Source organism: Janthinobacterium sp. GW822-FHT07H10 (genome assembly GCF_058798675.1).
Genome location: NZ_JBXAKS010000018.1, coordinates 19,902 through 33,485, shown reverse-complemented (window position 1 = coordinate 33,485; position 13,584 = coordinate 19,902). Strand labels below are relative to the sequence as shown.

The window sequence follows — 13,584 nt, the reverse complement described above, 5'->3', positions numbered from 1 at the left end:
AAAACAAAAAAGCCAACCGCGAACGGTTGGCTTCTCTGAAGTATTTGGTAGGCCGTGCGGGATTCGAACCTGCGACCAACGGATTAAAAGTCCGCTGCTCTACCAGCTGAGCTAACGACCCAAAACTTTGACTGCTTGCTGCGGTAACGCTGTGCGGTGCGTGCTTGCCATGGCGGCATGCAAACGGACTGCAAATTCTTGGTAGGCCGTGCGGGATTCGAACCTGCGACCAACGGATTAAAAGTCCGCTGCTCTACCAGCTGAGCTAACGACCCAAGGGCGGCTATTATGACGGCCAAAGGTGGTTTTGGGAAGGGCCAGGCGGGACATGGGCGCAAAAAAGCCTTGCGTGGCGTTCACATGCGGCCTAATATGGATAGATAGCCTACCTATTTATATCATCCCATGCCTGATACTGAAGATCTTCCCATCCCCGAACGCGCGCTGGCGCTGTCCGATGAATTGCGCACGGCGTTCAAGCGCCTGCTGCGCTCGATGCAGCGCGAAGGGGGCGAGCTGGAGAGCGGCGTGTCGATGATGCAATACATGCTGCTGGCGCTGATCCACGAGCAGCCCGGTATTGGCGTGGCCGCGCTGGCGCGCCTGCAGAATGTGCGCGGGCCCACCGTCAGCGCGCAGATCAAGTCTTTGGCCGAGGCGGGACTGGTCGAGCGCAGCGCACCCGATCCGCAGGACCGGCGCCGTTCCGGCCTGCATGTGTCGGCGCAAGGCGAGACCATCCTCGAGACCCTGCGCGCGCGCCGCCGCGATGCGCTGGCGCGGCGCATCGCCCGCCTGACGCCGCAGCAGATGGAGGCGCTGGCCGCCGCCATGCAGCCGCTGCTCGAGATTGGCCAGGCATGAGCAGCCCCGCCAAACCCGCAGGCGCAGAGGCGCCGCTGACGGAGCGTGAAGTGCGCGCCACCTACCTGGGCCTGATGGCCGTGCTGGGCCTGGGCGCGCTGGACCAGAGCATCGTCGCCACGGCCCTGCCGCGCATCGTCGACGACCTGGGCGGCATGGCGCACCTGTCGTGGGTGGTGACGGCGTATGTGCTGGCCTCGACGGCCACCATGCCGCTGTACGGCAAGCTGGCCGACCAGTATGGCCGCCGTCCCATGATCTTCACGGCCTTGCTAACCTTCCTGCTCGGTTCCGTGCTGTGCGGGCTGGCGCAGAACATGACGGAACTGATCGTCTTCCGCGCCATCCAGGGCCTCGGCGCGGGCGGCTTCATGCCGCTGGCGCAAATCATCATCGGCGATATCGTGCCGCCGGCCGAGCGGGGCAAGCGGCAGGGCATGGTGCCCATCGTGTTTGCCGTCACCAGCGTGCTGGGCCCCGTGCTGGGCGGCGTCATCACGGACGCGCTGTCGTGGCACTGGATTTTCTTCGTGAACCTGCCCGTGGGCGCGGTCGCCTTTGTCATCATCGCGCGCGCCATGCGCAAGCCGGTGCGCACGCATGCGCACCGGATCGACTACCTGGGTTCTGCCTTGCTGACGGGGGCCGTCACGGCGGCGCTGCTGGTGCTGGCGCTGGGCGGCACCGAGTGGCCGTGGGATGCGCTGGCCATCAAGGTGTGCGGCGGCGTCGCCGTGCTGCTGGGGGTCTGGCTGGCGTTCCACGTGGGCAGGGTGGATGAACCCGTGCTGCCGCCCGACCTGTTCGAGAACCGCACCTTCAATATCGCCAGCCTGGTGATGGCCGTGACGTTCATGGGCCTGATGGGCGCCAGCGTCTTCTTCCCGCTGTTCTTCCAGCTGGTGATGGGCACGACGCCCGCGGAATCGGGCGTGATGACGGTGGCCATGATGGTGGGGCTGGTGGCCTCGTCGATGTTCAACGGCAGGGTGCTGTCGCGCTCGGGCAAGTACAAGATGGTGCAGGTGATGGGGCTGGCCGTGGCGGTCGTGGCGTTTGCCGTGCTGGCCTGGGCCATGGAAACGTCGCAGGGCTACTCGATCATCGAGCCGGCCATCTTCTTCCTCGGCACGGGCCTGGGCCTGGTGATGCCGAACATGACGATCGCCGTGCAGAATGCCCTGCCATTGGCGCGGCGCGGCGTGGGCACGGCCATGCTGGCCTTCTTCCGCTCGCTGGGCGGCTTGCTGGGCGTGACGGCGTCGGGCGCCATCCTTGCGCACCAGCTGCACCGGCACGGCGTGGAAGCCGTCTCGGCGCTGGGCGCGCACGCGGCGGCACAGACGGTGGAAGTCTACCGCCATGCGATCGCCAGCGTGTTTGGCGCCGGCGCCGTGCTGCTGCTGGTGGGGCTGGTCTTCCTGCTGTTCTTGCCGGAACTGCCCCTGGAAGGGCATCCGGCAACGGTGAAGGACGATCAGTAGCGTTCCAGCCAGTGCGCGTAGGGCGCCGGCAGGGTCCACGAGGCGCGCTCGACTTTCAATTCCTTGGCGGCAAAGTAGGCCCAGTGCGGATTGGCCAGGTGTGCCTTGCCGACCATCACCAGGTCCAGCTGCTCTTCCTTGACGACGCGTTCGGCAATGGCCGGCGTGCCGAAGCCCCAGGCCGACGAGACGGGCACGCCCGCTTCGCGGCGCACGCGCTCGGCGATCGGGCCCATGAAGGCCGGGCCCCACGGGATGGTCACGTCGGGAATGGTAAAGCCCATGCTGACGCTGATCATGTCCATGCCGGCATCCTTGAACTGGCGTACCAGGCCGATCGATTCGAGCAGGGTTTGCTCGTCGCGGCCGTCGAATTCCAGCACGCCGAAGCGGATCGTCAGCGGCAGGTGCTCAGGCCACACTTCACGCACGGCTTTCAATGTTTCCAGCAAGAAGCGGCTGCGGTTTTCCAGGCTGCCGCCATAGATATCGTCGCGCCGGTTCGAGTGGGCGGAAAAGAAGCTTTGCGCCAGGTAACCGTGGGCGAAGTGCAGTTCCAGCCATTCGAAGCCCACTTCACGGGCCCGCACGGCGGCGTCGACGAAATTCTGGCGCACGCGGGCGATATCGTCGAGATCCATGGCGCGCGGCACCTTCGGCAAGCCGCCGCCAAAGGCGATGGCGGAAGGGGCGATGGTTTGCCAGCCGCGCGCGTCGCCGTCAACAATATGGTCGTCGCCTTCCCATGGGCGGTTGGCGCTGGCCTTGCGGCCCGCGTGGGCGATCTGGATGCCGGGCACGGCGCCGGCCGCCTTGATGGCTTTCACGACGGGGACAAAGGCTTGCGCCAGATCATCGTTCCAGATGCCGGTGCAGGCGGGCGTGATGCGGCCTTCCGGCGCCACGGCGGTTGCTTCGACGATCACCAGGCCGGCGCCGCCGCGCGCCATGCCGGCGTAATGCGACAGGTGCCAGTCGTTGGCCTGGCCATCGACGGCCATGTACTGGCACATGGGCGGCACGGCGATGCGGTTGCGCACGGTGATGTCTTTGAGGGTGTAGGGCTGGAAGAGGGCGGACATGGTGGCCTTTATGGTTTGTTGATGAGTAAGGTGCGGGTAGCGTGCGTATGTTGATTCGGTAGTTCGTAAATATTCGAATAATGGAATTAGTATAGCCGATGCTGTATGATTCTGCTCATGCGCCCACACAAACATCCTCCCGCCAGCGAATTCGTCCTCGAACGCGTGCTCTACGCCTTGAGCGATTCCATCCGCCTCGACATCGTGCGCCACCTGGCCCGCGTCGAGGCGGCCGCGTGTGGCGACCTGGACGGCGGACGGCCGAAATCGACCGTCTCGCACCACTTCAAGGTCTTGCGCGAAGCGGGCCTCGTCTACACGGAAAACGCGGGCACCACGCATATGAATACCCTGCGCCGCGCCGATATCGAGAGCCGCTTTCCCGGCTTGCTCGATGCCATCCTCGCGCAGCAGCCGCTGCTGCAGGAGTTTGGCGGGCAGGGCGGCGCGTAGCACCTGCAGCTTGCCGTGCGGCGATGCGCGGCGACGCAACCTGTCAACCTCGGCTATGATGTCGGCCGGTCGGCAAAATCATCGGCAACGCGCTTGTCTGGGATTGTGTTGTTGAAAAGTGGCTGTATGGCAAGGGTTGTGGATGAAGGCAGTGGCAGGAATCGACGCGGACAAGGTGCTGCGCGCGCAGTTTGGCTGGATTAATCTGTTGAAGGCGGGCGCGGCGCAATTGATCGTGCTGCACCATCTGGCGTTTTACGGCCCCATGTCCGATTACGTGCAACCGCTGTGGCCCGACTTGCTGGACTGGCTGGGCGGCAGCGCGCGCATCGCCGTGCAAGTGTTCCTCGTCATCGGTGGCTTTCTCGTCGCCAAGTCCCTTGCTCCTGCGGCTCTTCCTGGTATCGATTCCCCCTTGCAAGCCATCTGGCGCCGCTATGCCAAGCTGGCGCCGCCATTCCTGGCCGCCACCCTGCTTGCCGCCGTCGCGACCCCCGTGGCCGGCATCTGGATGATGCACGATTCCATGTCGGCCGCCGTCACCCTGGGCCAGCTCAGTGCCCATGCCTTGCTGCTGCATGGCGTGCTCGGCTATGAATCGCTGTCGGCTGGCGCCTGGTATGTGGCCATCGATTTCCAGCTATACCTGCTGACGGTGTTGCTGCTGTGGCTGGGCGGCCGCCTGGCGGGTCAGCGGCGGCCGGGCTGGCTGATGCCGCTGGCCGTCACCGTGGGCATCATTCTTTCCCTGCTGTACTTCAATATCGATGCCGGCTGGGATAACTGGGCGCCGTACTTCTTCGGCAGCTATGGCCTGGGCATGCTGGCCTGGTGGGCCAGCGACCCCAAACGCCAGCCTGGCGCCATGACCGTGCTCATGGCCCTGGCCGCCGTGCCCGTCCTGCTGGCCCTGGCCATCGACTATCGCAGCCGCATCGCGCTGGCCCTGATCGTCGCCTGCGCGCTGTTCCTGTTCGGCCGCGCCCGCACGCCTTCCCGTGGACGCGCCTGGAACGTCATCAACGCCCTGGGCCGCATCTCGTACGCCGTCTTCCTCGTGCACTTTCCCGTCAGCCTGCTCGTCAATGCATTATTCACCAGCTACGTCCCGCTCGAGCCGGAATGGCAGGCGCTGGGCATGCTGACGGCCTGGAGCGCCAGCCTGGCGGCCGGTGCCGCGTTCTATCGTTGGGTGGAGGTGCCGCTGGGACGCGTGGTGCAGGCCTGGGTGGCGAAGGCTGGCGTGCGGACGGTGTCGGCCTGAGGGGTGGCATGCGCCTGCAGGGATGTGGGCGCCAGAGTTTTTTTGCATTGCCGGGAAGTGCGCGCGCAAAACAAAAAAGCCAACCGCGAACGGTTGGCTTCTTCATAGTATTTGGTAGGCCGTGCGGGATTCGAACCTGCGACCAACGGATTAAAAGTCCGCTGCTCTACCAGCTGAGCTAACGACCCAAAAACTTTTACAACAACTTCGGTAACACTGTGCGGTAAAAAAATGCTTGCTATAACAACTCGCAAGCAGATCAGTACTGCGTATTCGTGGTAGGCCGTGCGGGATTCGAACCTGCGACCAACGGATTAAAAGTCCGCTGCTCTACCAGCTGAGCTAACGACCCGAAGAAGGAAGATTATAGGGGGTGCCCGGGATTCTGTCAAACCTAACGGGCAACTTTTTCCCCGGTTTTACTTTTTACCTGCGCGTTCCTTGGCCGTCTGGGCGGCGCTGGAGTCCGGATAGCGCGAGATCAGCGCGTTGTAAGTCTTGGTGGCGTTGGCCTTGTCTTTCAGTTCCGTGTAGCAGCTGGCGATGTTGAGCATGGCGTCGGCTGCCTTCGGGCTGTCCGGGTAGTTCTTCACGACCACTTGCTGGGCGCTGATGGCGCTCTTGCAGTCGCGCTGGGCGTAGTGGGCGTTGCCCAGCCAGTATTGCGCGTTGGCCGCGTAGGCGGACTCCGGGTAGCGCTTGACGAAGGCGTCCAGCGAAGTGGCCGCCGCCTTGTAGTCGCCCGACTTGAACAGGCCCAGGGCGGCGTCATACGCGCCTTGCTCGGAGACGCCCACGGCCGCTTCCTGGCCGTCGATGGTGACCTGGCGCGGTTCGAGCTTGCGCAGGCGCGCGTCGAGGTCGGTGTAGAAATCCTTCTGGCGCTTTTGCGCGTTGGCCAGGTCATTGCCCAGCACTTCGATCTGGCCGCGCAGGCGGGCGATCTCCTGCATGGTCTGGTCGTGCTGGTTGATCAGGCTCAAGGTGCTGGTCTTGTCCGCTTTCGTGTCGATGCGGCTATTCATGTCCCGCGCCAGCGCGTCGACCTTGGAGCGCAGCTCCAGGATGGCCTTGCGTGCTTCGTCGTCGTCGAACAGGGCCGCGTTGGCGTGCAGGGGCAGGGCGGCAAAGGCGGCCAGCAGGGCGGCGGCGACGCCGGCTTTCGAGAATGTCATCATGAGTCGGGCTTTCAAAAGTTACGCAAACATGCAAACGGGGCGCTGGGCGGTGAAAATCCGCACAGCGCCCCATTATTATGCCTATGACTGGCCAGTTAGGTAAGCGCCAATCCTGCCGCGCTCACCCGGGATATCAATAAGCGATGTCAGCGCGGCGGTTTTCTGCCCATGCTGCTTCGTTGTTACCTTGAGCCTTAGGCTTTTCTTTGCCGAAGGACACTGCTTCCATCTGGCTGTCGGACACGCCCAGGGCGGCCATCGACTTGCGCACTGCTTCAGCACGTTTCTGACCCAGGGCCAGGTTGTACTCGGCGCCGCCGCGATCATCGGTGTTGCCTTGGATGATGACTTTGCGTGCTGGGGTCTTCACCAGGTAAGCCGCGTGGTTTTGCACCACTGGCGTTTCCGATTCACGCACGACGTATTTGTCGAAGTCGAAGTACACGCTGCGGTTAGCCAGCACGCCTTTTGGATCGTTCAGCGGGTCAACGGTTTCAGCAACAACGGTGTTGACTTCGCGTACGTCTGCTGGTGGCGCGGTTTTTTCAGGAGCGCGCTCGACGACTGGGGTTTCTGCCAGTTTGACAGGGGTGCTGCAAGCCGACAACAGGGCTGCAGTAGCTGCGATGAAAGCTAAACTTTTAAAGTTACTCATTTTTATTCTCCGGGTCGTGGTTAAGGTAAAACGTACTGCATTACTTCATGAAAGGACCCCAGGTGGGCTCCTTGATATTGCCAGCTTGCGTGGTCAGACGCTGCTTGACGCGGCCATCCACCGAAACTACCGCCAGCGACTTGCGTCGCCCGGATTCGGTCGCGTACATAATATATTTCCCGTTGGGCGAAAAGCTCGGTGATTCGTCGTTGGCGGTGTCCGACAGGCGCAAGTCCTGGCCACTAGCCAGGTCAAGCGCGTAGAGCTGGAAATTGCCGTCGCGACGGGAAATATAAGCGAGTGTCTTCCCGTCGGACGAAATCCGCGGGCTGGTGTTGTAGGAGCCGCCAAACGTCACGCGCTTGGCTTCGCCGCCACTGACGGGCATGCGGTAGATTTGTGGTCCGCCGCTGCGATCACTGGTGAAGTAGATGCTTTGGCCATCGGCCGAGAATTGGGGTTCCGTATCGATGCCGCTGCTGGTGGTCAGGCGGCGCAAGCCACCGCCATCGGCGTTCATGATGTAGACCTGGGTATGTCCGTCGCGCGACAGGGCCACGGCCAGGCGCGAGCCGTCCGGGCTCCAGCTCGGCGCCGAATTGCTGCCTTTTTCGTTCGACACGATGGTGCGCTGGCGCGTCACCAGGTTTTGCACGTAGACGATGGGCTTGCGTTTTTCAAACGAGACATACGCCACCTTGGTGCCGTCCGGCGACCAGGCCGGCGAAATGATCGGCTCGTGCGAGCGCAGGGCGACCTGGATGCCTTCGCCGTCGGCGTCGGCGATTTCCAGGCGGTATTCGCGGCCCGACTGCGTGACATAGGCGATGCGCGTGGCGAACGCGCCCTTGGTGCCCGTCAGCTTTTCATAGATGTCATCGGCGATCTTGTGCGCCAGCAAGCGGTTGAATTGCGGTGCGGCCGCATTGTTCATGCTCGACAGCTGGGCGCCCTTGATGGTGTCGAACAGCTTGTAGCGCACGTCCAGGCGGCCATCGGCCATGCTTTGCACGCTGCCGGCCGCCAGCGCATCGGCGCCGCGCGACTTCCACTGATCGTAGCTGACGGGGGCCGTTTCGGCGATCGGCGCATCGGTGTCGATCAGCTTGAACACGCCGCTGCGCGCCAGGTCGGCCTTGATGATGCCCGACAGCGATTGCGGCGCCGCCGCTTCATTGACGAACGGGGCGATGGTAACGGGGATCTGGTTGCTGCCGATCCCGGTAATTTCCACGCGCAGTTGCGCCTGGGCAGCCGTGGCGCCCAGCACCAGGCTGGCGCAGAGCACGACATAGCTCATTTTTTTCATGATCATCATTTAGGCAAATCCTTCATCTCGAATATGAGTTCAATCTCGCGTTCCACCGTGCCGTCTTTTTTCTTCGGCAGTGGCGACGATTTATTAATGGCGTTTTCCACCGAGCTGTCATACGCCGGCAGGCCGCTACTTTTGATCTTCCGGACCGAAATAATTTCCCCAGTTGGCAGTTGCTCGATCTTGAACACGGCGCGCGGGTTGCCCGGCACGTCCGTGCTACCGCTGTACGCGATATTGCTCTTGATCTTGCTCGTCAGGGCAGCGACATAGCCGCTGTCCTTGCGTGGCGCGGTCGATTTCTCGGCCGTGCCCGTCGTGCCGGCACCTGCCGCGCCCGTGATGCGGCTCATTTCTGCGGCACGTGCCTTGTCGGCGGCTTTTTTCTCTTCTGCCGCTTTCTTGGCCTTGGCGGCTTTTTCCGCCGCGGCCTTCTTGTCCGCCAATTCCTTCTCGGCTTTTTCCTGGGCTTTCTCTTTCTCTTTCTCGAGCTTGGCCTTCTCCAGCTTGTCGGCCTTTTCCTTCTCGAGCTTCTCAGCCTTGTCTTTTTCCTTCTGCTTCTGTTTTTCCAGCTCGCGTTTTTCTTCCTCGCGTTCCTTCTGTTCCTGTTTGCGGCGCTCTTCCGCGGCCGCTTTGTCCTTTTCTTCCTTCAGCTTGGCCTTCTTGCGCTCGAGGGCGATTTCCGCCTCGCGCAGGTCAACCTTCGGCTCGGGCGCTGCCACCGGCGGCGGTGGCGGCGGGGCGGGCCGTTCGGCTTCCGGTTCCGGCGGCGGGGCAGGTGTCGGCTCCGGTTCCGTCGCCACCTCGGGCGGCGGCGCGGCCGTCTGCACCTTCAGGTCCCACACTTCCGCTTCCACGGCCACAGGTTCCGTATTTTGCCAGTGTACGCCCACCCACAGGAAAAACAGCAGGCCAAGATGCATCGCCAGCGCCAGGCCCAGTGAGGGCCAGCGGCTGCGTTCGCGCGGCACGCTGTAGGGCTTGCCGAGTACATGGTCGATTTGTTTGGTCTGCAAAGTCAAGTCTATCTAAAAACGGTCAAGTCTGGATACGTGAGAGTGCGCTTACTTGGTGGCCAGGCCAACCCGGGTGATGCCCATCTTTTTCGCTTCCGAAATCAGCTGGATCACATCGTCGTACTTGCTTTCCTTGTCGCCCGCGATCAGCACGGGATAGTCGGGATTGGTCTCGTGCAAGCCACGCAGCTTGCGCAGCAGGGCGTCGCGGTTCGGTTCCGTTTCCGGCGCCAGCTGTTCCTTGCCGATCACGCCGATCGACAGCGAGCCGTTCGGCTTGAGCACGATCTGGATATAGTCATCGGGCGGTTTCGCCGTCTTTTCCGCGTTGGGCAGGTTCACCACGCTGGGATTGTTCGACGACGGCATCACCATGAAAATGATCAGCAGTACCAGCATCACGTCGATATATGGCACGACGTTGATTTCCGACTTGAACTTGCGGCCTCGGCCGCCGCGCATGCCGCCGCTATTGAATGAAGAGCCCATGGACGCTGCCCCCTCTTAGCGCGACTGGCGCTGCAGGATGTTGGAGAATTCCTCGACGAAGCTTTCGAAGCGGATCGCCAGGCGGTCGATATCATGCGAGAAACGGTTGTAGGCCACGACGGCGGGAATGGCCGCGAACAGGCCGATGGCGGTGGCGATCAGCGCTTCGGCAATGCCGGGCGCGACGGCGGCCAGCGTGGCTTGCTGCACGTTGGCCAGGCCGCGGAAGGCGTTCATGATGCCCCACACGGTGCCGAGCAGGCCGATGTACGGCGAGACGGAGCCGACGGACGCGAGGAAGGCCAGGTGCGATTCGAGCACGTCCATTTCGCGCTGGAAGGCGGCGCGCATGGCGCGGCGGGCGCCGTCGAGCACGGCGCCGACGTCGAGCGCTTCGCGCGAACCGTACGAGGCCTTGCCCTTGATGAATTCGCCCATGCCGGCATCGAAGATGCGGGCCAGCGCGCCGCTCTGGTCGCGGTTGCCGTTGGCGCTCTGGTGCAGCGCATGCAGGTTGCCGCCGGCCCAGAAGCTGCGTTCAAATTCGATGGTTTGCTTGCGGGCCTGACGTACCGCAAACATCTTGCGGAAAATGTAGGTCCAGCTGGTGAGGGAGATCAGCAACAGCAGGGCCATGATCAATTGCACGATCAGGTGGGCATTGGAGATGAGCGCGAGGAAAGAAAGATCTTGTGTAACGTTCATTGGCTGGCAGTCTGTTGGTGAATTATCCGGGGGTGGCGGGTAGGGCTCAGGCGGCGCGCATGCGGGCCGCCACTGCATCAGGCACGGCGCGCGGGCGCAGTGCCGAGTCGACGCAGCCGATCTTGACGCGTGCCGTATTGAGCAGGCTGTCGCCGCACCAGGCTTGTTGCAGGAAAACGATGGAGGCGCGCCCCATTTTCTCTATGCTTAAGGTTAATCTTATCGTGTCATCGAGTCTGGCCGGCGCATGATAGTCGGCGTTGACGCTTTTGACAACGAACATCGCGTCGTGCTGTTGCAGCAATTCCTGCTGGCCTACCTCGATGGCGCGCAGCCATTCTGTGCGCGCGCGCTCAAAGAACTTCAGGTAGTTTGCGTAGTAAACGATGCCACCGGCGTCGGTGTCTTCATAGTAGACACGTACGTTCCAGGTAAAGACTGAAGGCATGTTTATTGCGCCAGTAGTGAGATTGAGCAACATTTTACGCGATTTTTCTTCTTGTGACTTGAGGCGCTTGCCTGAATGCCATGCAAAAGCAGCATGCAAGTTGCACCGCAGCATTGTAAGTCTGGGGTGTCCAATGGCAAGCTTCGTAACATACGCTTACATGCCGCAGCCAGGTTTAAGTTCAGCTTAAGAACTAGCGTAGCGGCCCGGTTGATGCTGCGGCGTGCCCGGGCTTGCATGGCGCGCGGCGATTATAGCCGCACCGTTGCATTCCTTGCTCAATTTGAGCACTTAACTTACAATTTGATTTCCATTACGTCTCACGTGACTGGCGAAAAGTCGAAGCGATCTCCACAGTGTGGCGGTCCGCTTACCGGCGAAAGGTGGACACCCACCGGGAAACGTGAGATTTTTCATCAGCCGTTCGCCTGGGTAGCCACTATGGAAAAGCACGAAGAGGCTGCCTGTCCAATGTTGTTATTCACTTAACGCCGGCGCCCCTCATTCGATCCAACCTGCCAGTACAAGCACCCTCATACTTGGAGTTTTTACATGTTTGCAAAAGATCACACCCTCGCCAACGTCGATCCTGAATTGTTCGCCGTCATTCAAAAAGAAAACGTGCGCCAGCACGATCACATCGAGTTGATCGCGTCGGAAAACTACACCTCGCCAGCCGTGATGGAAGCGCAAGGTTCGCAACTGACGAACAAGTATGCCGAAGGCTATCCAGGCAAGCGCTACTACGGCGGCTGCGAATACGTCGACGTGGCCGAGCAACTGGCGATCGACCGCGTGAAACAGCTGTTCGGCGCCGAATGCGCGAACGTGCAGCCGAACTCGGGCTCGCAAGCGAACCAGGGCGTGTTCTTCGCCATGCTGAAACCAGGCGACCTGATCATGGGTATGTCGCTGGCCGAAGGCGGCCACCTGACGCACGGCATGCCGCTGAACATGTCCGGCAAATGGTTCGACGTGGTGTCGTATGGCTTGACGGCGGAAGAAGACATCGACTACGAGGCCATGGAGCGCCTGGCGCGCGAACGCAAGCCCAAGCTGATCATCGCCGGCGCTTCGGCATTCTCGAAAAAGATCGACTTCGAGCGTTTCAGCAAGATCGCCAAGGAAGTGGGCGCCTATTTCATGGTCGACATGGCCCACTACGCCGGCCTGATCGCCGCCGGCCTGTACCCGAACCCGGTGCCATTCGCCGACTTCGTCACCTCGACCACGCACAAATCGCTGCGCGGCCCGCGCGGCGGCATCATCCTGATGAAGGCCGAGCACGAAAAAGCCATCAACTCGGCCATCTTCCCCGGCATCCAGGGCGGCCCGCTGATGCACGTGATCGCCGGCAAGGCCGTCGCCTTCAAGGAAGCGCTGAGCCCTGAATTCGTCGACTACCAGAAGCAAGTGATCAAGAACGCCGACGTGCTGGCGAAAACCCTGATCAAGCGCGGCCTGCGCATTGTTTCCGGCGGCACCGAATCGCACGTCATGCTGGTCGACCTGCGCGCCAAGAACCTGACGGGCAAGGAAGCCGAAGCCATCCTCGGTTCCGCGCACATCACCTGCAACAAGAACGGCATCCCGAACGACCCGCAAAAGCCATTCGTCACCTCGGGCATCCGCCTGGGCAGCCCGGCGATGACGACGCGCGGCTTCAAGGAAGCGCAAGCGGAAGAAGTGGGCAACCTGATCGCCGACGTGCTGGACAATCCGCATGACGCCGCCACCATCGAGCGCGTGAAAGCGGCCGTGAAAGTGCTGGCCGACGCGCACCCGGTCTACGCCGCATAATTATTTGTCCAGAATGTGTCATACAGAGTAAGATTCTGTCTGACACATTCCGTTGTGCCCATGGGCGCCCGGAGTGATTCGGGCGCCCTTTAATTTAAGAGCGGCGATTTTCCGTCATTCACTACTATAAAGTTGTATCCGCCACATGAAATGTCCATTTTGCCAGCACGGCGACACCCAGGTTCTCGATACGCGCGTATCGGAGGAAGGGGATGCCATACGGCGGCGGCGCCGCTGCAGCAAATGCGACAAGCGCTTCACCACCTATGAGCGCATTGAACTTATCATGCCGGCCGTCGTCAAAAAGAATGGCAGCCGGACGGAGTTCGCTGCGGATAAGTTGCGCGGCAGTTTGATGCTGGCCTTGCGCAAGCGCCCCGTCGCGGCCGCCTCAGTGGACACGGCCATCGCGTCCATCCAGGAAAAACTGCTGACCAGCGGCTTGCGCGAAGTCGATTCCGGCTATATCGGCGAACTCGTCATGCAGGAATTGAAGCGTCTCGACAAGATCGCCTACATCCGCTTCGCTTCCGTCTACAAGAATTTCGAAGACCTGGCCGAGTTCCAGGATGCGATCGCCGAAGTGGGACAGGCGCGCAAGCCCTGATTTGCCCCTGACTTGCGTCTGATCGCGGCGCGCTGGCGGCTGGCATGCCGCGGACGTTTCGGCGCCTTGCCGTCCCGGCGATTCGTCGCCTCACTGTCGCACCATCTCATTCGTCCATCGTCCAGACTCGATGCACCCTGCAGGGCTGGCCGCCCTATGGCCGCATCGTCACGGCCGCGTGTAGGCGCCACCTGGCCATGCCGCGCGCGAGGCTGCTGCTTGCC

General features: G+C 62.0%; 14 protein-coding genes, 4 tRNA genes and 1 riboswitch. Of the genes, 6 read left to right on the top strand and 12 right to left on the bottom strand.

Annotated elements, in window-relative coordinates; all coding sequences use genetic code 11:
• Positions 1–45: 45 nt before the first annotated feature.
• Positions 46–121, bottom strand: a tRNA-Lys gene (locus tag AC1RDJ_RS26165).
• A 78-nt stretch (positions 122–199) separates the two neighbouring features.
• A tRNA-Lys gene (locus tag AC1RDJ_RS26160) sits at positions 200–275 on the bottom strand.
• A gap of 130 nt (positions 276–405) precedes the next feature.
• Between AC1RDJ_RS26160 and AC1RDJ_RS26155 the strand changes: the two genes are divergently transcribed.
• Entirely contained in the window at positions 406–864 is a 459-nt protein-coding gene (locus AC1RDJ_RS26155; RefSeq protein ID WP_493029179.1) for a MarR family winged helix-turn-helix transcriptional regulator, read from the top strand.
• Positions 861–2,348 (top strand): MDR family MFS transporter, encoded by a 1,488-nt coding sequence (locus AC1RDJ_RS26150; RefSeq protein WP_493029178.1) that lies wholly within the window; start codon positions 861–863, stop codon positions 2,346–2,348. Before AC1RDJ_RS26155 ends, AC1RDJ_RS26150 begins: the two co-directional genes overlap by 4 nt.
• Here AC1RDJ_RS26150 and AC1RDJ_RS26145 read toward each other — a convergent pair.
• Positions 2,342–3,430: an NADH:flavin oxidoreductase/NADH oxidase gene (locus AC1RDJ_RS26145; protein WP_493029177.1), complete on the bottom strand. Its 1,089-nt coding sequence runs from the start codon at positions 3,428–3,430 to the stop codon at positions 2,342–2,344. The two genes, AC1RDJ_RS26150 and AC1RDJ_RS26145, sit on opposite strands and share 7 nt — an antisense overlap.
• 117 nt (positions 3,431–3,547) lie before the next feature.
• Here AC1RDJ_RS26145 and AC1RDJ_RS26140 point away from each other — a divergent pair, with 117 nt between their 5' ends.
• Complete coding sequence (locus AC1RDJ_RS26140) at positions 3,548–3,883, top strand: ArsR/SmtB family transcription factor (RefSeq protein WP_493029176.1); 336 nt, start codon at positions 3,548–3,550, stop codon at positions 3,881–3,883.
• 142 nt (positions 3,884–4,025) lie between these two features.
• On the top strand, positions 4,026–5,147 hold the full coding sequence (locus AC1RDJ_RS26135) for an acyltransferase family protein (protein ID WP_493029175.1): 1,122 nt from the start codon (positions 4,026–4,028) through the stop codon (positions 5,145–5,147).
• A 112-nt stretch (positions 5,148–5,259) separates the two neighbouring features.
• On the opposite strand, the gene AC1RDJ_RS26130 is transcribed toward AC1RDJ_RS26135, so the two are convergent.
• The 9 genes from AC1RDJ_RS26130 to ybgC all read right to left on the bottom strand — a co-directional run bounded on the left by AC1RDJ_RS26130 (position 5,260) and on the right by ybgC (position 10,953).
• Positions 5,260–5,335, bottom strand: a tRNA-Lys gene (locus tag AC1RDJ_RS26130).
• A gap of 88 nt (positions 5,336–5,423) precedes the next feature.
• Positions 5,424–5,499: transfer RNA gene (locus AC1RDJ_RS26125), tRNA-Lys, on the bottom strand.
• A gap of 67 nt (positions 5,500–5,566) precedes the next feature.
• Positions 5,567–6,325: a tol-pal system protein YbgF gene (ybgF, locus tag AC1RDJ_RS26120; protein ID WP_071324709.1), complete on the bottom strand. Its 759-nt coding sequence runs from the start codon at positions 6,323–6,325 to the stop codon at positions 5,567–5,569.
• A gap of 133 nt (positions 6,326–6,458) precedes the next feature.
• Positions 6,459–6,980, bottom strand: coding sequence for a peptidoglycan-associated lipoprotein Pal (pal, locus tag AC1RDJ_RS26115; RefSeq protein WP_071324708.1), 522 nt, complete (start codon positions 6,978–6,980; stop codon positions 6,459–6,461).
• 40 nt (positions 6,981–7,020) lie between these two features.
• On the bottom strand, positions 7,021–8,298 hold the full coding sequence (tolB, locus tag AC1RDJ_RS26110) for a Tol-Pal system beta propeller repeat protein TolB (RefSeq protein ID WP_083411951.1): 1,278 nt from the start codon (positions 8,296–8,298) through the stop codon (positions 7,021–7,023).
• Positions 8,295–9,311, bottom strand: a complete 1,017-nt coding sequence (gene tolA, locus AC1RDJ_RS26105) for a cell envelope integrity protein TolA (RefSeq protein WP_493029174.1) — start codon at positions 9,309–9,311, stop codon at positions 8,295–8,297. The genes tolB and tolA overlap by 4 nt, the downstream gene beginning before the upstream one ends.
• Before the next feature lie 48 nt (positions 9,312–9,359).
• Positions 9,360–9,800 (bottom strand): ExbD/TolR family protein, encoded by a 441-nt coding sequence (locus AC1RDJ_RS26100; RefSeq protein WP_083411949.1) that lies wholly within the window; start codon positions 9,798–9,800, stop codon positions 9,360–9,362.
• Positions 9,801–9,815: 15 nt separating this feature from the next.
• Positions 9,816–10,505, bottom strand: coding sequence for a protein TolQ (tolQ, locus tag AC1RDJ_RS26095; RefSeq protein WP_071324706.1), 690 nt, complete (start codon positions 10,503–10,505; stop codon positions 9,816–9,818).
• Between the two features lie 46 nt (positions 10,506–10,551).
• Positions 10,552–10,953 (bottom strand): tol-pal system-associated acyl-CoA thioesterase, encoded by a 402-nt coding sequence (ybgC, locus tag AC1RDJ_RS26090; protein WP_071326617.1) that lies wholly within the window; start codon positions 10,951–10,953, stop codon positions 10,552–10,554.
• 314 nt (positions 10,954–11,267) lie between these two features.
• A riboswitch (ZMP/ZTP riboswitch) is annotated at positions 11,268–11,394 on the top strand.
• A gap of 111 nt (positions 11,395–11,505) precedes the next feature.
• On the opposite strand from ybgC, the gene glyA reads away from it, so the two are divergent.
• Both glyA and nrdR read left to right on the top strand, forming a co-directional pair.
• Positions 11,506–12,753: a serine hydroxymethyltransferase gene (gene glyA / locus AC1RDJ_RS26085; RefSeq protein WP_071324705.1), complete on the top strand. Its 1,248-nt coding sequence runs from the start codon at positions 11,506–11,508 to the stop codon at positions 12,751–12,753.
• A gap of 145 nt (positions 12,754–12,898) precedes the next feature.
• Positions 12,899–13,360 carry a transcriptional regulator NrdR gene (nrdR, locus tag AC1RDJ_RS26080; RefSeq protein WP_071324704.1) on the top strand — a complete coding sequence of 154 codons (462 nt, stop codon included), beginning with the start codon at positions 12,899–12,901 and terminating at the stop codon, positions 13,358–13,360.
• Positions 13,361–13,584: the final 224 nt, after the last annotated feature.